Origin of the sequence: Streptomyces sp. NBC_00631 (assembly GCF_045206895.1) — a bacterium.
Lineage (GTDB): Bacteria > Actinomycetota > Actinomycetes > Streptomycetales > Streptomycetaceae > Streptomyces.
The window spans coordinates 2,722,127-2,745,988 of sequence record NZ_CP107734.1 but is presented as its reverse complement, the minus strand read 5'-3'; the positions used below and the strand labels follow the sequence as shown (position 1 = coordinate 2,745,988).

The following is a 23,862-nucleotide window of genomic DNA, read 5'->3' as shown; positions in this document are numbered from 1 at the left end:
CTTCTGGCGGTCGTGCGACCACGGCTACGAGGTTATACGCCCTGACTGACAGAGCTCATATTGAAGTCGGGCACCCGCAGCGCAGGCATCGCAGCCCTAGTGAACCAGTCGCTCCATTCCCTCGGCAGCGTCTTTTCCGTGCGCCCCGCCTCGGTCGCCCGCCCCAGCAGGTCCACCGGCGACTCGTTGAACCGGAAGTTGTTCACCTGCCCGGTGACCTGGCCGTTCTCCACCAGGTAGACGCCGTCCCGGGTCAGCCCCGTGAGCAGCAGCGTCGCCGGGTCGACCTCGCGGATGTACCAGAGACAGGTCAGCAGCAGGCCCCGCTCGGTCGAGGCGACCATGTCGTCCAGGGACCGGTCCTGGCCGCCGTCGAGGATCAGGTTGCCGCCCGCCGGGGCGACCGGCAGCCCGGTGAGGCCCGCGGTGTGCCGGGTGGTGGTCAGGTGCTTCAGCGCGCCGCCCGAGACCCACTCGGTGGCGCCGAGGGGCAGCCCGTTGTCGAAGACGGACTGGTCGGCGCCGGAGGAGTGCGCGACCACGAAGGGCGCGGACTCCAGACCCGGCTCGTTCGGGTCGCTGCGCAGGGTCAGCGGCAGGTCGGTGAGCTTCTCGCCGACGCGGGTGCCGCCGCCCGGCTTGGAGAACACCGTGCGGCCCTCGGCCGCGTCCCGCCCGGACGCCGACCACAGCTGGTAGATCAGCAGGTCGGCGACGGCGGTCGGCGGCAGCAGCGTCTCGTACCGGCCGGCCGGGAGGTCCACGCGCCGCTCGGCCCAGCCGAGCCGCACGGCGAGCTCGGCGTCGAGCGCGCCCGGGTCGACGTCCTTGAAGTCCCGCGTGGAGTGCCCGGCCCAGGCGGAACGCGTGCGGTCCGGCGACTTGGCGTTCAGCTCCAGCGTGCCGGTGGGCTGGTCGTGCCGCAGCCGCAGCCCGGTGGAGGTGCCCACGTACGTCGACACGAGTTCGTGGTTGGCGAAGCCGTACAGCTCACGGCCACCGGCACGCGCGCGTGCGAAGGCCTCGCCGAGCGCCGGGGCGAAGTCGGCGAACACGGCGGAGGAGGTCTCGCCGGGGGCGTCCGTGAAGTCCGGCGACCCCGGTACGCCCGTGACCAGCGGCTGGGCGTCCTCGGCGGGCCCGGCGCCCCGCGCGGCGGCCTCGGCGGCCCGCACCAGGGGCTCCAGGTCGTCGGCGGTCACGGCCGACCGGGACACCACACCCGACGCCGTGCCCTCCTTGCCGTCCACGGTGGCGACGACGGTGAGCGACCGGCCGCGCGTGACGCCGTTGGTGGTGAGCGCGTTGCCGGCCCAGCGCAGGTTGGCCGTGGAGTGCTCGTCGGCGATGACCACGCAGCCGTCGGCCCGGGACAGTTCCAGCGCGCGCTCGACGACCTCGTGCGGCTTGGTGTTGCGAGCGCTCATCGACCGGCCTCCTGCGTGGTGTTGAGGATGTTGACGCCCTTGAAGAGGGCAGAGGGGCAGCCGTGCGAGACGGCGGCGACCTGTCCCGGCTGGGCCTTGCCGCAGTTGAAGGCGCCGCCGAGGACGTACGTCTGGGGGCCGCCGACGGCCGCCATGGAGCCCCAGAAGTCGGTGGTCGTCGCCTGGTAGGCGACATCGCGCAGCTGCCCGGTGATCCGGCCGTTCTCGATCCTGAAGAACCGCTGTCCGGTGAACTGGAAGTTGTACCTCTGCATGTCGATCGACCAGGAGCGGTCGCCGACCACATAGATCCCGCGGTCCACCCCGCCGATCAGGTCCTCCGTCGCCAGCCCGCCCGGGTCCGGCTGCAGGGACACGTTGGCCATGCGCTGCACCGGGACGTGTCCGGGGGAGTCGGCGTACGCGCACCCGTTGGAGCGGTCGAAGCCGGTCAGCCTCGCGATCCTGCGGTCCAGCTGGTAGCCGACCAGCGTGCCGTCCTTGACCAGGTCCCAGGACTGGGCCGCGACGCCCTCGTCGTCGTACCCGATGGTCGCCAGGCCGTGCTCGGCGGTGCGGTCGCCGGTGACGTTCATCAGGTCGGAGCCGTACTTGAGCTTGCCGAGCTGGTCGAAGGTGGCGAAGGAGGTGCCGGCGTAGGCGGCCTCGTAGCCGAGCGCGCGGTCCAGCTCGGTGGCGTGGCCGATGGACTCGTGGATGGTCAGCCACAGGTTGGAGGGATCGACCACCAGGTCGTACAGACCCGCCTCGACGCTCGGCGCCCGCATTTTCTCGGCCAGCAGCTCAGGGATCTGCTCCAGCTCGGCGTCCCAGTTCCAGCCGGTGCCGGTGAGGTACTCCCAGCCGCGGCCGACCGGCGGCGCGATGGTCCGCATCGAGTCGAACTCACCGCTGGAGTCGTCGACCGACACGGCCGTCAGCTGCGGATGCAGCCGCACCCGCTGCTGGGTCGTCACGGTCCCGGCCGTGTCCGCGTAGAACTTGTTCTCGTGCACGGTGAGCAGCGAGGCGTCCACGTGGTTGACGCCGTTCGCCGCCAGCAGCCGCGCGCTCCACTCGGCGAGCAGCGCCGACTTCTCCTCGTCCGGCACGGTGAACGGATCGATCTCGTACGACGAGATCCACGTCTTGTCCGCGTGCACCGGCTCGCCGGCCAGCTCAACCCGTTCCTCCGACCCGGCCGCCTTGATGACCTGTGCCGAGAGCTTCGCCATGGCCACCGCCTGGGAGGCGACCTTGGCGGCCGCGTCCAGGGTCAGGTCCACCCCGGACGCGAAGCCCCAGGTACCGCCGTGCACGACCCGGACCGCGTACCCGAGGTCGGTGGTGTCCGACGATCCGGCGGGCTTGGCGTCCCGGAGCCGCCAGGACGCGCTGCGCACCCGCTCGAACCGGAAGTCCGCGTGCTCGGCCCCCAGCGCACGCGCGCGTGCCAGCGCGGCGTCGGCCAGGGCCCGTAGCGGAAGCGCCGTGAAGGCTTCGTCGATGGAATGAGGCACGGAGGTCTCCCTGCTGTCGTGGCCTGTCCGTCCGATCATGTCGCGCCCGTGGGCGCGCGGACCACAGGTTTCGGTCCGGCGTCGGGCCTTTCTGTAGGGACCCCACAGCGACACTCCTCAGCCACTGTCGGTGCCCGCTTGCCCGCGGTGACGGCGGGACCGATAGGTTTTCGATGAAGCCGCCTGTCATGCCAGCTGTTCGGGCGGGTGCCAGACCGAACGAAAGGGTGATCCGTTGAGCCGCTCGGTTCTCGTCACTGGAGGCAACCGGGGCATCGGCCTCGCCATCGCCCGCGCATTCGCCGACAACGGTGACAAGGTTGCCATCACGTACCGCTCGGGTGAGCCGCCGGCCGTCCTCAAGGAACTCGGCTGCCTGGCCGTCAAGTGCGACATCACCGACTCCGAGCAGGTGGAGCAGGCCTACAAGGAGATCGAGGACGCGCACGGCCCGGTCGAGGTCCTGATCGCCAACGCCGGCATCACCAAGGACACGCTCCTGATGCGCATGTCCGAGGAGGACTTCACCTCGGTCCTGGACACCAACCTCACCGGCACCTTCCGGGTGGTCAAGCGCGCCAACCGCGGCATGCTGCGCGCCAAAAAGGGCCGCGTCGTCCTCATCTCGTCGGTCGTCGGCCTCTACGGCGGCCCCGGCCAGGCCAACTACGCCGCCTCCAAGGCCGCCCTGGTCGGCTTCGCGCGGTCCCTCGCCCGCGAGCTGGGCTCGCGCAACATCACCTTCAACGTCGTCGCGCCCGGTTTCGTCGACACCGACATGACCAAGGTGCTCACCGACGAGCAGCGCGCCGGCATCGTGTCGCAGGTGCCGCTCGGCCGGTACGCGCAGCCCGAGGAGGTCGCCGCGACGGTGCGGTTCCTCGCCTCGGACGACGCCTCGTACATCACTGGAGCCGTCATCCCCGTTGACGGCGGACTGGGAATGGGTCACTGATCACCATGAGTGGAATCCTTGAGGGCAAGCGCATCCTGATCACGGGTGTGCTGATGGAGTCCTCCATCGCCTTCCACGCGGCCAAGCTGGCCCAGGAGCAGGGTGCCGAGATCATCCTCACCGCGTTCCCGCGGCCCACGCTGACCGAGCGCATCGCCAAGAAGCTGCCGAAGCCCACCAAGGTCATCGAGCTGGACGTCACCAACGACGAGCACCTCGGGCGGCTGGCCGACGTCGTCGGCGAGGAGCTCGGCAGCCTCGACGGCGTGGTCCACTCCATCGGTTTCGCCCCGCAGGACGCGCTCGGCGGCAACTTCCTCAACACGCCGTTCGAGTCCGTCGCGACCGCCATGCACGTCTCGGCGTACTCCCTGAAGTCGCTGACCATGGCCTGCCTGCCGCTGATGCAGAACGGCGGCTCGGTCGTCGGCCTCACCTTCGACGCCCAGTACGCGTGGCCGCAGTACGACTGGATGGGCCCGGCCAAGGCCGCCCTGGAGGCCACCAGCCGCTACATCGCGCGCGACCTGGGCAAGCAGAACATCCGCTGCAACCTCATCTCGGCCGGCCCGATCGGCTCGATGGCCGCCAAGTCCATCCCGGGCTTCAGTGACCTGGCCGCCGTCTGGGACCACCGCTCCCCGCTGGAGTGGGACCTCAAGGACCCCGAGCCGGCCGGCCGCGGCATCGTCGCCCTGCTGAGCGACTGGTTCCCGAAGACCACCGGCGAGATCATCCACGTGGACGGCGGTCTGCACGCCATCGGCGCCTGACCCGCACGGACTCTCCGAGGCCCGCACCCCGCGAGGGTGCGGGCCTCACCCGTTCGGCCCACCGGCCGGGCCGTCGCCGCCACGACGGCGCACCCTGGATTACGCGTGGAGCGAGCGTTCACCGCGCGACGCCCCTCCCCAGCCCGGCCGAGGAGGTCCCCTTGTGCGCCTGTCCCGCAGCCTGGCCCCGGTGACCCTGGCCCTCGCTCTCGTGCTGTCGCTGCCGTACGACGCGGAGTCCCACGCGCTCGTGCCGAGCGGACACAAGCCGGCCCCACAGCTGTTCGGCGCCTCCTGCCGGAGCACCGTCCGCGGCTCCCATGTGGTGGCCTACTGCCACAACCCCTACGTCGACACCGACCGGGTCAGGCTGCACATCGAGTGCGCCCAGTGGTGGGACATCGACACCGACGGCTCCCCGGCCGACATCGGCCCGGCGATGACCGTGCGCCTGGCCGGCCGCTGCTGGAAGGAGGTCGGCGCGGTGTGGATCAGCCACCAGAAGGTGAGCTGAACCGGTCCGGACGGCACAGGAACGGGTAGCTCGCCGCCTCCTTCGCGGCCGCGTCCGCGTCGCCCGCGCGGATCGCCTCGACCAGCCGGGTGTGGTCCATGTACGCCTGCGGGGTCAGCTCGGCGCCTACGTCCGCGCGCAGCCACTCCCGCAGTACCTCGCCCAGGTCCGCGTACATCGCCGTCAGCACGTCGTTGTGCGACGCGGCCACCACGGCCAGGTGCAGGGTCGCGTCCGCCGCCACGAAGGCCTCCGCGTCCCCTGACCGCCAGGCCTGCTCGCGGCGCGCCAGCAGGGCGTCCAGCTGCCTGAGGTCCTTCTCCGTCCGACGGACCGCGGCCAGCCGGGCGGCCGACGACTCCAGGGTCGAGCGCAGCTCGGCGATGTGCCGGGGGTCGGCCTCCGCGAACCGGCGGTGCATCACGCCGGCCAGCTCACTGGTCGCCGCGACGTACGTCCCCGAGCCCTGGCGGATGTCCAGCAGGCCGTTGTGCGCCAGCGCCCGGACGGCCTCCCGGACGGTGTTGCGGGCCACCCCGAGCTGCTCGACCAGCTCCGGCTCGGTGGGGATGCGCGAGCCCACCGGCCACTCGCCCGAGGTGATCTGGTTCCGCAACGCGGCGATGACCTGCTCGGACAGTACCGAGCGGCGCGGATGACTCAGAGGCATGGCACACCTTCGCACGCGAGGCCCCACCGGAAGCGGCCGGGCCTGCCCGGGGATGGACAATCAATCATCCCATGATTCTATGATGGGTCTCATGGCAGGCAAGGAAACCCGCACCACGAGCTCCACGGCAGGACGGACGGCAGCAAGGGCGAAGACACCTGTGGCAGCCCGGGCGACGGCGCCCGACGGGACCCCCGCGACCGCCACGCGCGCGTGGACGACACGGCTGGTCGTCATCGGCATCGTGCTGTCCGCGGTCAACCTCCGGCCCGCCATCACCAGCCTCGGCGCGCTCCTGGAGGAGGTCCGCGACGGCCTCGGCATGAGCGGCAGCGTGGCCGGGCTGCTCACCTCCGTGCCCCCGCTCTGCTTCGCCGTCTTCGGTGTCATGGCGCCCCGCCTCGCCCGCCGCTTCGGCCCGGCGGCCGTCGTCTGCGCCGCCATGGTCGCCGTCACGGCAGGCCTGCTGATACGCCCGTACACCGGCAGCACCGCCGGGTTCCTGGCCGGCAGCGCGCTCGCGCTCATGGGCATCGCGGTCAGCAACGTCCTCATGCCGGTCATCGTCAAGCGCTGGTTCCCCGACCGGGTCGGCTCCATGACCGGCCTGTACTCGATGGCCCTCGCCGCCGGCACCTCGGTGGCCGCCGCGGTGACCGTGCCCGTGACCGACGCGCTGGGCGGCGGCTGGCGATCCGGGCTGGCCGTGTGGGCCGGGCTCGCGGCGGCCGCGGTGCTGCCGTGGGTGCCGCTGGTCCGGGACCGGGGACCGGCGCCGGCCCCGGAGGCCGGGGCCGCGGCACGCGCGCGTGCGGAGCGGCAACCGCCCGCCCTGCGGATCACCCGCAGCCGTACCGCCTGGGCGCTCGCCGTGTTCTTCGGGCTCCAGGCCACCGCCGCCTACATCACGATGGGGTGGATGGCGCAGATCTTCCGGGACGCCGGCGTCTCCGCGAGCACGGCCGGGCTGCTGCTCGCCGTCACCATGGTGATGGGCGTACCGCTGGCCTTCGTCATTCCGCGCGTGGCCACCCGGCTGCCGCGCCAGGGCCCGATCGTGATCGCCCTCGGCGTCTGCGGCCTCGCCGGATACGCGGGCCTGTACCTCGCGCCCGCCGCCGGCGCCTGGGCCTGGGCCGTGCTGCTCGGCATCTCGAACTGCGCCTTCCCGCTGGCTCTCACCATGGTCGGGATGCGGGCCAGGACCGCAGCGGGCGTCGTCCAGCTCTCCGCCTTCGCCCAGAGCGCCGGATACCTCATCTCCATCCCCGGCCCGCTGCTGGTGGGCGTGCTCTACCAGCACAGCGGCGGCTGGGGCCTGCCGATCGCCCTCATGATCGGCCTGATGCTCCCGCAGATGGCCGTCGGCATCCTGGCGGGCCGCGACCGCACGGTGGAGGACGAGGCAGCCGCGACGGCCTGACACCGCCCCGCCCCGCCGGTCCCGAGGCACCGCGGCCCTGCCGCCCCCTGCCGTTCCTGTCCCCGCCGCCCCGCGGCCCCGCCGCCCCCTGCCGTTCCTGTCCCCGCCGCCCCGCCGACCCTGTCCCCGCTGCCCAGCCGGCCCCGCCCTGTCGGCGCCGCCTGTGTCGGCCCCTGCCGGCCCGTGTCGCGGCCACCCCGCCCGGTGCGTTCCCTTCCGGGGATGCCAGACTGGCACCATGCCAGTGCTCGATCCGAACCCCCAGAACGGTCAGAAGAAGATGCTGATCGTCTTCGGCTCGTTCTTCGCCATCTTCATCGTCATCGCCGTCATCGCGACCCTCGCGTCACCCTGACCACCACAGGCCACCGCCCGCGGCCGCTGGTGGGGCTAGCCCCACCATCCCCTAGGGGGTGAGGGTCAGGGTCAAGTGGGTGGATCACCGGATGGGTTGGCGACCGCGGATTCCGTAATTTCGAGGTGTGGCCGCGAGGGCGGCCGAGGGATCCCGGAGACCAGCGGAGGCGATCATGCCGGCCCTAACGCACACCCGGCACCACCCGGCGACCCGGGGCAGCGTCGACATCCGGCTCCCCTGGTGGGCGCTCGCCCTGCCCGCGCTCGCCTTCGTGGCCCTGCTGATCCTCATACTGAACCCGGTGGACGCCCACGCGGCCACCGGCGACCCCGCCGTCACCCACCTCTTCGAGCGCGTCCAGCAGCTCGTCACCCGCTAGCCGCCGTACCGCCGGGCAGGGCGAAGCCGCATGTCAACTCCCTGCGCCCGATGGCCTGTTTCATGCGAAGCTGGGTGCCATGAGCGTCGCAGAATCCCGCAGGATTGTCCTCTTCCGCCATGCGAAAGCCGACTGGCCACAGGTGACCGACCACGAGCGACCGCTCGCTGACCGGGGCCGAACGGACGCCGCCGTCGCCGGACGCAAGCTCGCGGACAGCGGTATCACCTTCGACCTGGCCCTGTGCTCCACCTCCGTGCGCACCCGGGAGACCTGGAAGCTCGCCGTCCATGAGCTCGCGCACCGGCCGAAAACCGTCTACGAGGAGCGGGTGTACGAGGCCTCGCCGGGCGAGCTGATCGCCGTGCTCAACGAGGTGCCCGACGACGTACAGAACGTGATCCTCATCGGTCACAACCCCGGCGTGCACGGCCTGACCGAGATCCTCGCCGGCACCGCCGAGGCCGACGCCCGCGAGTGGATGAACCGCCGGGGCTTTCCCACCGCCGCCTTCGCCGTGGTGACGCACGAGGGCTCCTGGAAGGCCCTGGAGCCCGGCGTGGCCACGCTCGCGGACTACTGGGCTCCCTCCGAATGACACCGCACCCCCGCTGACGCGGCACGACGAGGGGCCCGGCACCTTGAAGACAGGCGCCGGGCCCCTCGTGTCCGGATCGGCCGGACGGTTCAGCTCTCGTCGTGGGTGTCCGCGGCCTCGACCTCTTCGCGGGTGACGCCCAGCAGATACAGCACCGTGTCCAGGAACGGGAAGTTCACCGCCGTGTGCGCGGCCTCGCGGACCACCGGCTTGGCGTTGAAGGCGACACCGAGACCGGCCGCGTTCAGCATGTCCAGGTCGTTGGCGCCGTCGCCGATGGCCACGGTCTGCGCCAGCGGCACCCCCGCCTCGGCGGCGAACCGGCGCAGCAGCCGCGCCTTGCCCGCCCGGTCCACGATCTCGCCGGTCACCCGGCCGGTCAGCTTCCCGTCGACGATCTCCAGCGTGTTGGCCTGGGCGAAGTCCAACCCCAGCCGCTCCTTCAGATCATCGGTGACCTGGGTGAAACCGCCCGAGACGACGCCGACTTGGTAGCCGAGCCGCTTCAGCGTACGAATCAGGGTCCGGGCACCGGGCGTCAGCCGCACCTCGGCGCGCACCTTCTGCACGACCGACTCGTCCAGCCCCTCCAGCAGCGCGACGCGCGCGTGCAGCGACTGCTCGAAGTCCAGCTCACCACGCATCGCGGCCGCCGTCACCTCGGCGACCCGGTCCTCGCAGCCGGCGTGCGCGGCGAAGAGCTCGATCACCTCGTCCTGGATGAGCGTCGAGTCCACGTCCATGACGACCAGGCGCTGGGCCCGCCGGTGCAGACCGGCCGCGACGACCGCGATGTCCACGCCGAGCTCGGCCGCGTCGGAGGCCAGGGCGGTGCGCAGCGGCTCGGTCGCCACGCCGGACACCGCGAACTCGACGGCCGTCACCGGGTACTTGGCGAGCCGGAAGATACGGTCGATGTTGCCGCCGGTCTTGGCGATCCGGGCGGCGATGGCGGCCGTCGACTCGGCGGTCAGGGGACGGCCGAGGACGGTGACCAGGGAACGCCCGAGGCCACGCGGACGGTTGTCGCCGCGGCCGGAGATGATCTCCGCCTGCATCTTCATCGACTCGGCCCAGCTGTGCACGGTCGCCCGCAGGTCGCCCTCCAGCCCCGCCGGGGGCTGGGTCACGAGCGCGCACAGCACCAGGCGGCCTCGCGTGACGACCTGCTCGATGTCGACCACGTCGACCATGTAGGCGGCAAGAGTGTCGAAGAGGCCGGCCGTGATGCCCGGCCTGTCCTTGCCGAAAATCTTGACGAGGAGAGTGGGGACCTCGGAGGTCTGCGGATCGCTCATGGTGTAACCACCGTAACCGGCACCCAGTGCCTGCGGCGCAGGTGGTCCGCCTGACGGACACGGAACAATAGGTGTCGGGCCGGTGTCGGACGCTTTGCTTCCGGACTACGCGCGAACGTGCGTGCGATGTCGGGGGCCGGGGCGGGAGCGCACCCGGCCGTGTCTCCGCACGCGGTTCGGTCCTGGACCGCGCGCACGCCGGACGTCACGATCCGCGCGGCCGCCTGGGCGGCGGCGGAGGGGGTGGGGGAGGCGGCGGCGGTGGGGGCCCGGCGCCCGGACCGCCCTGGGACCCGTCGGGCCGCCGCGCGCCCGGCCGGGGCCGCGAGGAGCGAGGCGGCGGGCCGAGCGGCCGGGCCATGGTGGGAGCGCCGTACACGTCGCCCGACTCAGGCGGCGGTGCGTCGGAGGGGGGCCCGCTGCCATCCGGCCGACTCTCCCGCGGTGCCCGGCGGCCCTCGGCACGCCGGTCGCCGTCCGCCGGGGGCGGTGCGCCCGGCGGACGACGACCCGGGGCGGCGGAACCACTCGGCGGTGCCCCCGCCCCCTGGACTCCACCGGACCAGGGCCCCCGGCCGCCCCCTGCCTCCCGGCCGCCCCGTGGCTCCCGCAGCTCCTCCGGCACTCGGAGATAGGGGTTCGTGTTCGGATTCGGCGGACGGTACGGCGTCCCCGGCGTGTAGGGCCCCGCCCCCTCGCCGCCGACCGGCCCCGAAGCCCCGCCGGCCCCCTGATACGGCGGCCCGCCGCCTGCCCCGCCCTGCCCCGCGTCACCCAGTGCCAGCGGAGCCGCCCGTGACCCGGCCGCGCCGGTCACCCAGGCCAGCAGCGCCCCTGCGGCCCCCGCCGCCGCACCCCAGACCGCTCCGAGCAGCAGCGCCATGCCCAGCTGCCCGTGCAGTCGGATCCCGGCGCCGAACGCGTCGAAGCCCAGCACCGACAGCGAGGCGTCCACCGACACGTCCGCCAGCCAGGCCAGCAACGGCAGGGTGAGCGCGGTGGCGATCCCCAGCCGCACGGCACACCGCCCGGCGAATCCCAGCGCACCGGAACCGGAGCCCGGCCCGCCGGTGACCCCCACCCCGGCCGAGCCGGCCCTCGGACCCACGGGAGTCCGCACCGCCGTGAACACCCCGGCCAACAGCATCAGCAGCGCCGCCGCCACACCCAGCAGCCACACCCGCCCGTCCAGGTCGGCCAGGTGGCCCAAGGTCACCGACTGGTCGGACTTCGAGTTCAGGAGGTCGTCCAGGGGGTGCGGCAGGAACATGGTCAGGACGCCCGTGGCCCTGCCGTCGAAGGGGACGAAAAGGCCGATCGGGATGCCCAGCCAGACGCCGTTCGGGGCGCCGAGCAGGGCCGCGCCGAGGATCCTGGCCGGGTGCGGGTCGCCGATCGCCGCGTAGGCCGCGGCCGCCCAGCCGGCCGCCACGGCCACCAGCATCACCGTCACCAGCGCCGAGGCCGCCGGCCTCACCACCCGGTGCACCGCCGCCCAGCCGTCCGGCAGCGGCGTCCGGCGCGAGGCCAGCAGAGCGATCAGCAGGATGCCCACCGACCAGCCGAGGCCGCCGAGCAGGGTCGCCGCCGTGTCCACGGTGAAGCCGACCGCCGCCTTGGCGTGCGCCAGGTCGCCGAGGCGGTCCGGCAGCAGCCCGCCGATGTCGCCGATGCCGGGGATCTTCAGACCGCCGCCGCCGCTCCCTCCCCCCGTCAGCCTGTCCAGCCCGAGCGCACCGCCGTCGATCGTCACGACGGAGTGCCCCGCCCAGGCCAGTCCGCCCAGGATCGCCACGAACAGCACCACTACCGAGCCCGCCCGGGCCAGCAGTTCGGCCGGGGCGATCACAACTCCGGCCGGGCGCAGGGACCGTAAGAAGAACCATGACAAAAGGAGCGCGCCGACCAGGCTCACCCCGAGTGGCGTGATCTCGATGGCCGTGGTGGCCTCCGCCCCCTTCAGGCCGAAAGCGGACAGATCTCCGTCCGGGGTGACCGAACCACCCGCCCCGAGCGCCACAACCGCCGCGGTCATCGGGCCGAGTGAGCCCGCCGCGTCGGCCCGCAGCAGATGCAGACCCAGCGCCGCCGTACCCGCCATACCAATCAACGCCCAGCTCACGGCGGCGATCGCGGACAGCAGGATGTCGGCCCACGGCAGCCGTGCGCCGTGCCTCGCGTGCTCGGCTCCCGTGCCGGACGCACCAGCACTCATGACAGACCCCCCGATCCGCAGCCGCCCGGACCACTCCGTCGCGCTTGTCCCCCTCGCGTGGATTACCACTCTCCGGCCCGGTTTCAACCCCGTCAACGGAAAGAGTTGAAGCGCTCGTACGAGGACTCCACAAGGCCCGGCTTTCGGTCAGAGAGCCGAGCCTGAAATAGTTCCCGACGATGTTCGACATCCCTAGACTCCCTGTGATGGGGGTAACTCGGGGGACTACTCATGGGGCTTGGCGTGCCGGAACTCGTACTGGAATCAAACGGACGTACCTGGACGCTCGATCCGTCCAGGTCATACACCCTCGGACGCGATCCGCAGGGGGACATCGTGTTCGACGACGCCAGGGTCTCCTGGCGGCACGCCACGATCAGCTACGACGGCCGTAGTTGGGTCATCGAGGACCACGGCAGTACCAACGGCACCTTCGTGCAGAGCAGGCGGGTCCAGCGGTCGGAGATCGGCCCGGGATCGGACGTCCATCTCGGCAACGCGAACGACGGACCGCGCCTGGGCCTCTCCGGCGCCGCGGCCGTCGCCCAACCGCAGCCCCAGCAGCAGCCGTACGCGGCGCAGGGCGCGGGCGCCGCCGGCTGGTCCCAGCCGGCCGCTCCGCAGCCGTCGGCCGCGCAGCAGCCGGCTCCGCAACAGGGCTGGCAGCAGGCCCCGCCGGCGATCCCGCAGCAGCAGGGCGCCCCGGCCATGGCCTCCGGTGGTGGCGCGGGGGCGCCGCCGGTCTACGGCGACCGCAGCCCGACCACGTTCCACCAGTTCTCCATCGGCCGCGTGATGCGCATCGGCCGTGCCCTCGACAACGAGCTGGTCGTTTCCGACCTGCAGGTCTCGCGTCACCACGCCGAGTTCCACTCCACGCCCGACGGCCGGATGGAGATCCGCGACCTCGGCTCGCACAACGGCACCTACGTCAACGGTATGCCGATCGCCAAGGGCGGCAGCGCGCTGCTCGGCCCGAACGACATCGTGGGCGTCGGCCACTCCACCTTCCGGATCGTCGGAGACCGGCTCGAAGAGTTCGTCGACACCGGTGAAGTCTCCTTCTCCGCACGTCACTTGACCGTCACGGTCGACGGCGGCAAGCAGATCCTCAAGGACGTCTCCTTCGGCGTCCCGGAGAAGTCCCTGATCGCGGTCATCGGCCCGTCGGGTTCCGGCAAGTCGACCCTGCTCAAGGCGCTCACCGGCTACCGCCCCGCCAACGAGGGCGAGGTCCTGTACGACAACCGCAACCTGTACAAGCAGTTCGCCGAGCTGCGCCAGCGCATCGGTCTGGTCCCGCAGGACGACATCCTGCACAAGGAGCTGACGGTCAGGAAGGCCCTCAAGTACGCGGCCAAGCTGCGCTTCCCCGCCGACACCACGGCCGAGGAGCGCGAGGCCCGCATCGACGAGGTGCTGCGCGAGCTGAAGCTAGACGTCCACAAGGAGAAGAAGGTCACCTCCCTCTCCGGCGGCCAGCGCAAGCGCGTGTCGGTGGCCCTGGAGCTGCTCACCAAGCCGTCGCTGATCTTCCTCGACGAGCCCACCTCGGGCCTCGACCCGGGCATGGACCGCGATGTCATGCAGCTGCTGCGCGGTCTCGCCGACGACGGCCGCACGGTCCTCGTCGTCACGCACTCGGTGGCCGAGCTGGCGCTGTGCGACAAGCTCCTGGTGATGGCGCCGGGCGGTGCGGTGGCCTACTTCGGGCCGCCGGAGGAGGCGCTGAACTTCTTCGGCTACGACACCTGGGCCGACGTCTTCTCCGCCTTCGAGAACTACCGTGACTACGACTGGGCCGGCCGCTGGAAGGGCTCGCAGCACTACCAGATGTACGCCGCGGACATCGACGCCATTGCGCCGCAGTCCGTACAGATGCCGCCGATGCAGGTGATGAAGCCGAAGAAGCCGCAGAGCTGGGGGTCGCAGTTGCTGACCCTGGTGCGGCGGTACGTCTCGGTCATCGCCTCCGACAAGGGCTTCCTGGCGCTGACGGTGATCCTGCCGGCGGTGCTCGGCGCGGTCAGCCTGCTCATCGACAGTGACAAGACCCTGCTGGTGAACCCGGTCAACCACAAGACCGGCATCCCGGTCCCGAACGGCACGGCCACCACGGTCCTGCTGATCCTCGCCGTCGGCGCCTGTTTCGCGGGCGCCGCGAACTCCGTGCGCGAGCTGATCAAGGAACGGGTCATCTACGAACGGGAGCGCGCGGTCGGCCTGTCCCGGTCGGCGTACCTGATGTCCAAGGTGGTCGTGCTCGGTGTGATCACCGTGCTGCAGGGACTGATGGTCGGCCTGATCGGCTTCTCCAGCCGCACGATCCCCGACCGGGGAGTCATCCTCGGCCACTCCACCCTCTTCGAGCTGTGCATCCCGATCATGGGGCTCGGTTTCACCTCGATGATGTTCGGGCTGGTCATCTCCTCGCTGGTGAAGACGTCCGAGAAGACCATGCCGCTGCTGGTGATGTTCGCGATCATCCAGGTCGTGTTCACCGGCTGCCTGTTCAACCTGAACGGCGCGGTCGGCGTCAACCAGGTCTCGTTCCTGATGCCGTCCCGCTGGGCGGTGGCCGCCGACGGCGCCACGCTCGACTTCAACAACATCGCGCCCAACACCGACGACCCGACCAAGACGGATCCGCTGTGGAACCACACGGCCGGCGCCTGGAGCATGGACATGGCCGCGCTGCTCGTTCTCGGCGTGATCTGCGGCTTCCTGGTGGCCCGCTTCCTGCGCCGCCACGAGCCCGAGGTCATGCGCAAGTAGCCGTCGCTCCCGTACGACGCCGAAGGGCGGCACCCGCAACGGGGTGCCGCCCTTCGGCGCGTCGGTGCCGAGGTCCGCGCCTGCCTCAGTACGCGCTGTTCACGTTGTCGATCGAGCCGTAACGGTGCGCCGCGTAGTTGGCGGCGGCGGTGATGTTGGCGACCGGGTCGTAGATGTTCCAGGACGTGCCGGAGACGTGGTACGTGGCGAAGGTCGGCGGGATGACCTGGAGCAGGCCCTTGGACGGGATGCCGTTGATCGCGTTGATGTCCCAGTTGTTGATGGCGTTCGGGTTGCCGGAGGACTCCCGCATGATGTTGCGGTGCAGGCCGCTGTAGGAGCCCGGGATGCCCTTGGCGTTCATGATGTCGAGGGCCTGGCGGATCCAGCCGTCGAGGTTGTTGGCGTAGGTCTTCGCGGCGACCGGCTGGATCTGCGGGCGCTGCGCGGACCGGCTCGCGGCCTGCTGGGCGGCGCGCTTGGCGGCGGCCTTCTTGACGGCGGCGACGTGCTTCGCATGGGCGGCGTGGACGTGCGCGACGTGGGTCGCGTGCGCCTTCTTCACGTGCGCGACGTGGGCCGCGTGGACCTTCTTCAGGTGCGCGACGTGCAGCTGGTGGGCGGAGGTCGCCTTCTTCTTGGCGGCGATGGCCTCGACCTTGACGTTCTGGAGGGCCAGCTGGTCCGTGACCGTGCCCGTGACGTCCTTGATCTGCTCGGTGCCGTGGGCCGCCTTGGCGGCGGTCCGGGGGGCACCGGACGAGATCGTCTCGGCGCTGCTGGGCACGGCGGAGAAGGCGAGGGCGGCGGCGCCGAGCGTGGCGACACCGGCGAGCGCGATCTTGTGGTGCTTGGTCAGCGCGGGACTGTGGCTGTGCTTGGGCATGGAGTGGACCTCTTCGAATAGCGCGGAGGTCGCTCGTTGTCTGCGGGGGAGACCGGCTCCTCCTGCGCAAGCACCGCGGGGGGAACCCGCGGTGCTGAGCGACGGCAGCCATTCTTAGCGGCCGCAAAATGCGGTGGCAAAGGTGTGACGTACGATCCCCGGTAGTGGAGCCCGGAGTGACAAATCGGGACAGATTAGAACGTCTGCCCCGTTCACCCCGGGACCCTTTATCTCCTATGTCCGTTCGTACGTGATGTGCGCCCTATGTGCGGCCTCACATCGTCTCTACAGCCATCTCACCAGGAGTTGCTGTCGCAATGCTCTGTGTGAGGACTCTCCTCCGGGAGGATGAGGTGCACGTCCCCGAACTCGTGCCACAGGTAGCGCCCGCCCAGCGCCTCCTGGTAGCTGCGGTCCACCGCGGCCCGCCCCGCGACCGCCTCCAGCATCAGCAGATGCGAGGCCTCCGGCTCGTGCAGCCCGGTCAGCAGCCCGTCCACCACCCGCACCCCGCGCTCGGGCGTCACCACGAGCTCCGTCCACCCCTCGGCCGCCCGCACCACCCCGTCGGCCCCGGCGGCGGACTCCACGGCCCGCACGGCCGTCGTACCGACCGCGACCACCCGCCCGTCACCCGCCCGCACGTTGTTGATCAGCCGCGCCGACGCCGCCGGCACGGCGAAGCGTTCCGCGTACGGCGGCTCGTGCGCCTCCCCCGACGACACCCCGGTATGCAGCGTGATCGGCGCGAACTGCACCCCCCGGCTCACCAGCTCCGCCACCAGCCGCGCGGTGAAGGGCCGCGCCGCACTCGGCATCTCCGCGCTCCCCGACCCGTCCGCCGACGGCAGCGCGAACACCGTCTGATAGACGGACAACGGCTGGTCCCGCTCCGTATAGGAGTAACGGATCGGCCGCCCGTGCTCCCGCAGCACCCCGCGTACGTCCACCGAGGCCCGCGCCCACCACAGCCGCTCGCCCCGCTCGCTCATCGGCTCCTCCAGGACCAGCCGCCCGCCCCCGGGCAGCCGCACCCTGGTTTCCGCGCGGGTACCCGCACGCACGCGTGTCGTACCGTTCCCGTCCGGCTCCCGCAGCTCGACCGCCCACCGCCCGTCGTCCCCGCGCGTGGAGAAGTGCACCACCACGCGCGCGTGCCCGACCCGCCCGTCCACGGCCGCCGCCAGCGTCGCAGAGGTGTTCACCACCAGCAGGTCCCCGGCCCGCAGCAGGCACGGCAGCTCGGCGAAGGCGTGATGCGACACCGCCGTCCCGCGCGATACCAGCAGCCGTACGGCGTCCCGCTCCAGCCCCGGCCCACGCTGCTCGGCCGGCACCCGCGCGGACAGCTCCTCCGGCACCCGCACCACCGTCGTCATCGCCCCTCCACCAGGGCCGGCGCCCCGTACCGCCCACTCGCCGGCCGCTCGTCGAGCAGCCGCAGGAACGCCGGTACGACACTCGCCGGTGCCGGCCGCGGATCGTCGTCGTCCGGTACGGCCGCCGCGTACAGACCGGTCGCCATGTCCCCGGGATCCACCGCCCACACCCGCAGACCCGGCTCCTCCACGCCGAGCACGGCAGCCAGCTGGTCCAGGGCCGCCTTCGAGGCGCCGTAACCGCCCCAGGTCTCGTACGCCTCGGCGCCCGCGTCCGAGCTGATCGCGACCACCGCACCCGCCCCCGACACCCGCAACAGCGGCAGCGCCTCCTGGACGAGTCCCAGCGCGGCCACCACGTTCACCTCCAGCGCCCGGCGCAGCCCCTCCAACGGCAGCTCGCCCAGGCGCACCAGCGGCTCGGCACCCAGCGCGCTGGCGTTGCTCACCAGCAGGTCCACTCCGCCCAGCGCCCGTGCGGCGGCCACCAGGCCGGCCCGGTGCCCGGCGTCCGTGACATCGCCGGGCAGTGCCTCCACCCGCGTCCCGTGCTCCGCGACGGCCTGCGCCGCCTCCTTCAGTACATCGGCTCCCCTGGCGTCCAGCACCAGATCCCAGCCACGCGCGGCAAGCGCCTCTGCCAGCGCCCGCCCCAGCCCCTTCGAGGCCCCCGTGATGATCGCTACCGGCATGACAACCGTCCCCTCGGTTCCGTCCGCCCGCGTCGGCGGTGGTCCCAACGTAGGAACGCGACCCTCCCGGCCGCCTCGGACGCGGGCCGCAACCTGGCGGGGCCCTTCGGACTAAGCCGCCGGTCCGGGCCGCACGCCCTAGGTCCCCGGGCCTACGGCCACCGGCCCAGGTCCTGCGCCGCCGGCCCGATCCGCGGTGTCACACCCCGCCGGTACCGTGAGGGCATGAGTCAAGGCCCCCGGTCCGGTCTCGCGGCGGTGAGCTCCGCGCTGCTGGCCATGAGCCGGCATCTGGAGGTGCGCGACGTCCTCAAGACGATCGTCGCCTCCGCCCGTGAACTGCTCGACGCGCAGTACGCCGCGCTCGGGGTCCCCGACGACCACGGCGGCTTCGCCCAGTTCGTCGTCGACGGCGTCACCGACGCCGAGTGGAAGGCCATCGGCCCGCTCCCGCGCCAGCACGGCATCCTCGCGGCGATGCTGCGCGAGGCGAAGGTCGAGCGGCTCGCCGACGTCCGCACGGACCCCCGCTTCGAGGGCTGGCCGTCCGCCCACCCCGAGATGTCCGACTTCCTGGGCCTGCCGATCCGGGACGGCGACGAGGTGATCGGCGCGCTGTTCCTCGCCAACAAGAACTGCGGCAGACCTCAGGGCGGCTGCGGCTTCACCGCCGAGGACGAGGAACTGCTCTCCATCCTCGCCCAGCACGCGGCCATCGCCCTCACCAACGCCCGGCTGTACGAGCGCAGCCGCGAGCTGACCATCGCCGAGGAACGCTCCCGGCTCGCCCACGAGCTGCACGACGCGGTCAGCCAGAAGCTGTTCTCCCTGCGCCTGACCGCCCAGGCCGCCGCCGCCCTGGTGGACCGCGACCCGGCCCGCGCCAAGGGCGAGTTGCAGCAGGTGGCCGCGCTCGCCGCCGAGGCCACCGACGAACTGCGCGCCGCCGTCGTCGAGCTGCGCCCCGCCGCCCTCGACGAGGACGGCCTGCTGGCCACCCTGCGCACCCAGGTCCAGGTCCTCGACCGGGCCCACACCGCGCGCGTGACCTTCGCCGCCAGCGGCTTCAGGGCCCTGCCCGCCGCTCAGGAGGAGGCCCTGCTCCGGGTCGCCCAGGAAGCACTGCACAACGCCCTGCGGCACTCCGGGGCCGACCACGTCGACGTGACCGTGAACCGGCGCGGCGGCGGAGCCGTCCTGCGGGTCGCCGACGACGGCAGCGGCTTCGACCCGCACCTCACCCGGCGCGCCGGACGCCATCTCGGCCTGGTCTCCATGCGGGACCGGGCGAGCGGTGTCGGCGGCACGCTGACCGTGGAATCGGCGCCCGGCAAGGGCACCACGATCGAGATGGAGGTCCCCGGTGGCTGACGCGATCCGGGTGCTGCTGGTCGACGACCACCAGGTCGTCCGCCGGGGCCTGCGCACCTTTCTTGAGGTACAGGACGACATCGAGGTGGTCGGTGAGGCCGCCGACGGCGCCGAAGGGGTCGAGCGCGCCCAGGAGCTCACCCCCGACGTCGTTCTCATGGACATCAAGATGCCCGGCCTCGACGGCGTGGAGGCCCTGCGCAGGCTCCGCGAACTCGACAACCCCGCGCGCGTGCTGATCGTCACCAGCTTCACCGAGCAGCGCACGGTCGTCCCGGCCCTGCGCGCGGGCGCCGCCGGATACGTCTACAAGGACGTCGATCCCGAGGCGCTCGCCGCCGCCATCCGCTCCGTGCACGCGGGGCACGTCCTGCTGCAGCCCGAGGTGGCCGGCGCCCTGCTCTCCCAGGAGGAGGCCAACACCGGCCAGGGCAGGAGCGGTTCGCTCACCGAGCGGGAGCGCGAGGTGCTCGGGCTGATCGCCGACGGCCGCTCCAACCGCGAGATAGCGCGTGCCCTGGTGCTTTCCGAGAAGACCGTCAAGACACACGTCTCGAACATCCTGATGAAACTGGACCTCGCCGACCGCACCCAGGCCGCCCTGTGGGCCGTTCGCCACGGCGTGACCGGCTGAAACGCCCTCCGCAACGCTTCACGGACGGCAACCCGGAGGGTCGCCTTCCGGACTGAGATTCATACCGTCGTGGGAATGTCACCCGGACGGCGCATCCTCTGGCGGCCGCCGCCGTTCTTCAGGGCGTGCTGCGGCGAACGCCGTGGCGATCGCCAAGGAGGGCTCAAGAAGTGAAGAACCTGAAGAAGGCAGCGGCCGTGACGATGGTGGCCGGCGGGATCGTGGCCGCCGGCGCGGGCATGGCCTCCGCCCACACCGGCGCCGCCGCGGCAGGCGCGGCCCACGGTTCTCCGGGCGTCGTCTCGGGCAATGTCATCCAGGCCCCGGTGGACGTTCCGGTCAACGTCGTCGGCAACAGCATCAACGTCGTCGGCGTGCTGAACCCCGCCTTCGGCAACCTCGGCCTCAACCACTGAGACCGCGCCGCACGGCGGCATCGACCTCCGGCCTTCCGGGCGCCCCCGGAAGGCCGGTCGGCTTTTGCGCCCAGCGCCCGGTTGGGCAGCGCCCCCGAAGGGGCGCGGGGCGTAGTCGGATCTGCCGCTACCGCCGCGTGGGCGCGACCAGCCACGACGGCGCCGCAGACGACCAACGACATCCCGTGGCACTTCGCGGCCCTTCCAGCGAAGCGCTCAGCGCCCTCGCTCACGCTCTTCCACAACGGAGTTGTACGCCGCGACCTGCGCCCGTCGAGCCGTCCGCTCCACGGGCCGCAGCGCCAGCGACCGCGCGGCCATCTCCGACGCGCTCACCGCCGCGCCGTGCCCGTTCTCATAGGCCAGCGAGACCAGCAGCCCCACCCGCTGCGCCAGCTCCAGCACCCGCACCGCCCGCGGCGGATATCCCGGCGCCAGCACCTCCCGACCCCGCTCGGCCCGTGCCCGGTACGCGTCGATCGCCGCCTCCGCCACCGGCCCCGACCCCGCGACGTCCAGCTTCGACAGGACATCGGTCGCGTCCCGCAGCGCCTCCGCCAGCTCCCGCTCCGCCTCACCGAGCGACGGCACGTCGGCCGGCGGCGCCTCCCGTACCGGCAGCACATGCCAGACCACCTCGACATGCACATCACCGGCCGGTCCCGCCTCGTACACCTCCGGCACCAGCCCGAACGCGGCGCCGTGACAGATCACCGCCTCCTCCGCCTCCAGCGCCCGTGCGTTGAACTCCGGCGGCCCGCTCAGCCCCAGCGGATGCCCCGACGCCGGCAACGCGACCCGCAGCCCGGTCGCCCCCAGCGTCCGCAGCCGCCCCAGCGCCAGCGTGAGCCCGACCGGAGCGGATTCACCGGGCAGCCCCTCCACCCGGTGCACCGCGTCCTCGCCGACGACGGCGAGCACGGCGTCATCCGGAGAGACAAGTCCGGCCAAAAGGGCATTTCCCCAAGCGGCGAGGCGTCCTGAACGCGGTTCCGAAAGCATGCGTCCACCCTAAGGACCGGACCGATGGAATGGAGCGCCGCACTCGTGGCGTAGATTTCATAAAGGCCGCGCCCACCGGCGCCGCCGCCCGGGCCACAGGCGTACGCGACAGCCGAGAACGGCGACACTGCAAGGGGAGACAACGCGCTCATGAGCGATGTTCTGGAGCTTCAGGACGTATCCGTGGTCCGGGAGGGCCGGGCTCTGGTGGACCAGGTCTCCTGGTCGGTGAAGGAGGGCGAGCGCTGGGTCATCCTCGGCCCCAACGGCGCCGGCAAGACCACCCTCCTCAACGTCGCCTCCAGCTACCTCTTCCCCAGCAACGGCACCGCCACCGTCCTCGGCGACACCCTCGGCAAGGTCGACGTCTTCGACCTGCGCCCGCGCATCGGCATGGCCGGCGTCGCCATGGCCGAGAAGCTCCCCAAGCGCCAGACCGTCCTGGAGACCGTGCTCACCGCCGCCTACGGCATGACCGCCCACTGGCAGGAGGAGTACGACGAGGTCGACGAGCAGCGCGCCCGCGCCTTCCTCGACCGCCTCGGCATGACCGAGTACGTCGACCGGAAGTTCGGCACCCTCTCCGAGGGCGAGCGCAAGCGCACCCTGATCGCCCGCGCCCTGATGACCGACCCCGAACTGCTCCTCCTCGACGAACCCGCCGCCGGACTCGACCTCGGCGGCCGCGAGGACCTGGTCCGTCGCCTCGGCCGGCTCGCCCGCGACCCGATCGCCCCCTCCATGATCATGGTCACCCACCATGTCGAGGAGATCGCCCCCGGCTTCACCCACGTCCTGATGATCCGTCAGGGCAAGGTCCTCACCGCCGGCCCGCTGGAGCTCGAACTCACCTCCCGCAACCTCTCCCTCTGCTTCGGCCTCCCGCTCGTCGTCGAACAGCTCGGCGACCGCTGGACCGCCCACGGACTGCCCCTGTCCTGACGTAGCCTGACGGTTTCTCACCCGGCAAAGCGCACTGTCGGGGTCGGCACCCCCGGCCCTACCATGACTGTGTGAACAGCATCGACGCGTGGGTGTGGTGGCTCGTCGTCGCGGCGGCCCTCGGGATTCCGCTCGTGGTGACCGCGATGCCGGAATTCGGCATGTTCGCGGTCGGCGCCGTGGCCGCCGCCGGTACCGCCGGACTCGGCGCGGGCACCGTGATCCAGGTGCTCGTCTTCGTCGTCGTCTCGGTCGCGCTGATCGCCGTCGTACGGCCCATCGCGAACCGGCACGCCGCCCAGCGCCCGCAACTCGCCACCGGCGTCGACGCGTTGAAGGGCAAACAGGCCGTCGTACTCGAACGCGTCGACGGCGGCGCGGACGGACGGATCAAGCTCGCCGGTGAGATCTGGTCGGCGCGCGCCCTCGACCCGGACCGCGCCTACGAAGTGGGGCAGGAAGTGGACGTCGTGGAGATCGAGGGGGCCACCGCGATTGTCATCTGACCTCGAAAGACTCAACTGAACAGAAGAGTCCCCGAGTTGCGCGTGCGTCTGTCAGACTCATCCAGCAAGATCTTCAACAACCATAAGATCTGCCGAAGCGCCGAGGCGGAGAAGGGTACGGGGAGCGACGATGGAACCGGTCATCATCGTCCTGGTCATTCTGGTGGTGTTGGTCTTCATCGCCCTGATCAAGACGATCCAAGTCATCCCACAGGCGAGCGCCGCCATCGTCGAGCGCTTCGGCCGCTACACGCGGACACTGAACGCGGGCCTCAACATCGTGGTCCCGTTCATCGACACCATCCGCAACCGCATCGACCTGCGAGAACAGGTCGTACCGTTCCCGCCGCAGCCGGTGATCACCCAGGACAACCTGGTCGTGAACATCGACACCGTCATCTACTACCAGGTGACGGACGCCCGCGCGGCCACCTACGAGGTCGCCAGCTACATCCAGGCCATCGAGCAGCTCACCGTCACCACGCTCCGCAACATCATCGGCGGCATGGACCTGGAGCGCACCCTGACCTCCCGCGAGGAGATCAACGCGGCCCTGCGCGGCGTCCTCGACGAGGCCACCGGCAAGTGGGGCATCCGCGTCAACCGCGTCGAACTCAAGGCGATCGAACCGCCGACCTCCATCCAGGACTCGATGGAGAAGCAGATGCGCGCCGACCGCGACAAGCGCGCCGCGATCCTCACCGCCGAAGGCACGCGCCAGGCCGCGATCCTCACCGCCGAGGGCGAGAAGCAGTCCCAGATCCTGCGCGCCGAAGGTGAGGCCAAGGCGGCGGCACTGCGCGCGGAAGGCGAGGCGCAGGCGGTCCGTACGGTCTTCGAGGCGATCCACGCCGGCGACCCGGACCAGAAGCTCCTCTCCTACCAGTACCTCCAGATGCTCCCGAAGATCGCCGAGGGCGACGCCAACAAGCTCTGGATCGTCCCCAGCGAAATCGGCGACGCCCTCAAGGGCCTCTCCGGTGCGATGGGCAACTTCGGCTCCCTGGGCGGCGGCGGTTCGAACGGCGGTGGCAACGTCCCGGCCCAGGAGCGCAGGGAAAAGCCGAACATCGACTAGAGGCGCCTCAAAACCAACGTTCCCCGCGCCCACCTTCTTGTTCCTGGGGGC

General features: G+C 71.5%; 23 protein-coding genes. 14 read left to right on the top strand and 9 right to left on the bottom strand.

What is annotated here, in order from left to right:
* Window positions 1-32: 32 nt before the first annotated feature.
* Window positions 33-1,427, bottom strand: coding sequence for a metallopeptidase TldD-related protein (locus tag OHB00_RS12575; RefSeq protein ID WP_406434250.1), 1,395 nt, complete (start codon window positions 1,425-1,427; stop codon window positions 33-35).
* Complete coding sequence (locus OHB00_RS12570) at window positions 1,424-2,986, bottom strand: TldD/PmbA family protein (protein WP_406434248.1); 1,563 nt, start codon at window positions 2,984-2,986, stop codon at window positions 1,424-1,426. Before OHB00_RS12570 ends, OHB00_RS12575 begins: the two co-directional genes overlap by 4 nt.
* A 196-nt stretch (window positions 2,987-3,182) precedes the next feature.
* On the opposite strand from OHB00_RS12570, the gene fabG reads away from it, so the two are divergent.
* The 3 genes from fabG to OHB00_RS12555 all read left to right on the top strand — a co-directional run bounded on the left by fabG (window position 3,183) and on the right by OHB00_RS12555 (window position 5,189).
* Window positions 3,183-3,902 (top strand): 3-oxoacyl-[acyl-carrier-protein] reductase, encoded by a 720-nt coding sequence (gene fabG / locus OHB00_RS12565; RefSeq protein WP_406434246.1) that lies wholly within the window; start codon window positions 3,183-3,185, stop codon window positions 3,900-3,902.
* A 5-nt stretch (window positions 3,903-3,907) separates the two neighbouring features.
* Entirely contained in the window at window positions 3,908-4,675 is a 768-nt protein-coding gene (fabI, locus tag OHB00_RS12560) for an enoyl-ACP reductase FabI (RefSeq protein ID WP_406434244.1), read from the top strand.
* 163 nt (window positions 4,676-4,838) lie between these two features.
* Window positions 4,839-5,189, top strand: coding sequence for a hypothetical protein (locus OHB00_RS12555; RefSeq protein ID WP_406434242.1), 351 nt, complete (start codon window positions 4,839-4,841; stop codon window positions 5,187-5,189).
* Here the strand turns inward: OHB00_RS12555 and OHB00_RS12550 are convergent.
* A complete protein-coding gene (locus OHB00_RS12550; RefSeq protein ID WP_406434240.1) occupies window positions 5,167-5,859 on the bottom strand; it encodes a FadR/GntR family transcriptional regulator in 693 nt (230 codons plus the stop codon). The two genes, OHB00_RS12555 and OHB00_RS12550, sit on opposite strands and share 23 nt — an antisense overlap.
* Window positions 5,860-5,911: 52 nt before the next feature.
* Between OHB00_RS12550 and OHB00_RS12545 the strand changes: the two genes are divergently transcribed.
* The 4 genes from OHB00_RS12545 to OHB00_RS12530 all read left to right on the top strand — a co-directional run bounded on the left by OHB00_RS12545 (window position 5,912) and on the right by OHB00_RS12530 (window position 8,617).
* The gene (locus OHB00_RS12545; RefSeq protein WP_406434238.1) at window positions 5,912-7,282 is read left to right on the top strand and encodes a CynX/NimT family MFS transporter; all 1,371 of its coding nucleotides are present in this window, start codon (window positions 5,912-5,914) and stop codon (window positions 7,280-7,282) included.
* A gap of 238 nt (window positions 7,283-7,520) precedes the next feature.
* Window positions 7,521-7,637 carry an SGM_5486 family transporter-associated protein gene (locus OHB00_RS12540; RefSeq protein WP_089107830.1) on the top strand — a complete coding sequence of 39 codons (117 nt, stop codon included), beginning with the start codon at window positions 7,521-7,523 and terminating at the stop codon, window positions 7,635-7,637.
* A gap of 175 nt (window positions 7,638-7,812) precedes the next feature.
* Window positions 7,813-8,019 (top strand): hypothetical protein, encoded by a 207-nt coding sequence (locus tag OHB00_RS12535; RefSeq protein WP_406434236.1) that lies wholly within the window; start codon window positions 7,813-7,815, stop codon window positions 8,017-8,019.
* A 79-nt stretch (window positions 8,020-8,098) separates the two neighbouring features.
* Window positions 8,099-8,617 (top strand): SixA phosphatase family protein, encoded by a 519-nt coding sequence (locus tag OHB00_RS12530; RefSeq protein WP_406434234.1) that lies wholly within the window; start codon window positions 8,099-8,101, stop codon window positions 8,615-8,617.
* A gap of 89 nt (window positions 8,618-8,706) precedes the next feature.
* On the opposite strand, the gene serB is transcribed toward OHB00_RS12530, so the two are convergent.
* Together serB and OHB00_RS12520 are read right to left on the bottom strand one after the other, a co-directional pair.
* Window positions 8,707-9,915 (bottom strand): phosphoserine phosphatase SerB, encoded by a 1,209-nt coding sequence (serB, locus tag OHB00_RS12525; protein WP_406434233.1) that lies wholly within the window; start codon window positions 9,913-9,915, stop codon window positions 8,707-8,709.
* A 205-nt stretch (window positions 9,916-10,120) separates the two neighbouring features.
* Window positions 10,121-12,130 carry a streptophobe family protein gene (locus OHB00_RS12520; protein ID WP_406434231.1) on the bottom strand — a complete coding sequence of 670 codons (2,010 nt, stop codon included), beginning with the start codon at window positions 12,128-12,130 and terminating at the stop codon, window positions 10,121-10,123.
* 243 nt (window positions 12,131-12,373) lie between these two features.
* On the opposite strand from OHB00_RS12520, the gene OHB00_RS12515 reads away from it, so the two are divergent.
* Window positions 12,374-14,905 carry an FHA domain-containing protein gene (locus tag OHB00_RS12515; RefSeq protein ID WP_406434229.1) on the top strand — a complete coding sequence of 844 codons (2,532 nt, stop codon included), beginning with the start codon at window positions 12,374-12,376 and terminating at the stop codon, window positions 14,903-14,905.
* 85 nt (window positions 14,906-14,990) lie between these two features.
* Here the strand turns inward: OHB00_RS12515 and OHB00_RS12510 are convergent, their stop codons facing one another.
* The 3 genes from OHB00_RS12510 to OHB00_RS12500 form a co-directional block, all read right to left on the bottom strand.
* Window positions 14,991-15,791 (bottom strand): transglycosylase SLT domain-containing protein, encoded by an 801-nt coding sequence (locus OHB00_RS12510; protein WP_406434227.1) that lies wholly within the window; start codon window positions 15,789-15,791, stop codon window positions 14,991-14,993.
* A gap of 296 nt (window positions 15,792-16,087) precedes the next feature.
* Window positions 16,088-17,170, bottom strand: a complete 1,083-nt coding sequence (locus OHB00_RS12505) for an S-adenosylmethionine:tRNA ribosyltransferase-isomerase (protein WP_406434225.1) — start codon at window positions 17,168-17,170, stop codon at window positions 16,088-16,090.
* Window positions 17,167-17,862: an SDR family NAD(P)-dependent oxidoreductase gene (locus OHB00_RS12500; RefSeq protein WP_406434223.1), complete on the bottom strand. Its 696-nt coding sequence runs from the start codon at window positions 17,860-17,862 to the stop codon at window positions 17,167-17,169. The genes OHB00_RS12505 and OHB00_RS12500 overlap by 4 nt, the downstream gene beginning before the upstream one ends.
* Before the next feature lie 225 nt (window positions 17,863-18,087).
* Between OHB00_RS12500 and OHB00_RS12495 the strand changes: the two genes are divergently transcribed.
* The 3 genes from OHB00_RS12495 (at window position 18,088) to OHB00_RS12485 (ending at window position 20,283) form a co-directional block, all read left to right on the top strand.
* Window positions 18,088-19,233 carry a GAF domain-containing sensor histidine kinase gene (locus OHB00_RS12495; protein ID WP_406434221.1) on the top strand — a complete coding sequence of 382 codons (1,146 nt, stop codon included), beginning with the start codon at window positions 18,088-18,090 and terminating at the stop codon, window positions 19,231-19,233.
* Window positions 19,226-19,867: a response regulator gene (locus tag OHB00_RS12490; protein WP_406434219.1), complete on the top strand. Its 642-nt coding sequence runs from the start codon at window positions 19,226-19,228 to the stop codon at window positions 19,865-19,867. The genes OHB00_RS12495 and OHB00_RS12490 overlap by 8 nt, the downstream gene beginning before the upstream one ends.
* 170 nt (window positions 19,868-20,037) lie before the next feature.
* Complete coding sequence (locus OHB00_RS12485; RefSeq protein WP_406434217.1) at window positions 20,038-20,283, top strand: chaplin; 246 nt, start codon at window positions 20,038-20,040, stop codon at window positions 20,281-20,283.
* Between the two features lie 216 nt (window positions 20,284-20,499).
* Here the strand turns inward: OHB00_RS12485 and OHB00_RS12480 are convergent, their stop codons facing one another.
* Complete coding sequence (locus OHB00_RS12480; protein ID WP_406434215.1) at window positions 20,500-21,285, bottom strand: hypothetical protein; 786 nt, start codon at window positions 21,283-21,285, stop codon at window positions 20,500-20,502.
* A 150-nt stretch (window positions 21,286-21,435) separates the two neighbouring features.
* Between OHB00_RS12480 and OHB00_RS12475 the strand changes: the two genes are divergently transcribed.
* From OHB00_RS12475 to OHB00_RS12465, 3 genes are all read left to right on the top strand, one after another.
* Window positions 21,436-22,227, top strand: a complete 792-nt coding sequence (locus OHB00_RS12475) for an ABC transporter ATP-binding protein (RefSeq protein WP_406434213.1) — start codon at window positions 21,436-21,438, stop codon at window positions 22,225-22,227.
* A 71-nt stretch (window positions 22,228-22,298) separates the two neighbouring features.
* Entirely contained in the window at window positions 22,299-22,733 is a 435-nt protein-coding gene (locus tag OHB00_RS12470) for an NfeD family protein (protein ID WP_406434211.1), read from the top strand.
* A gap of 130 nt (window positions 22,734-22,863) precedes the next feature.
* Window positions 22,864-23,811: an SPFH domain-containing protein gene (locus OHB00_RS12465; protein WP_406434209.1), complete on the top strand. Its 948-nt coding sequence runs from the start codon at window positions 22,864-22,866 to the stop codon at window positions 23,809-23,811.
* Window positions 23,812-23,862: the final 51 nt, after the last annotated feature.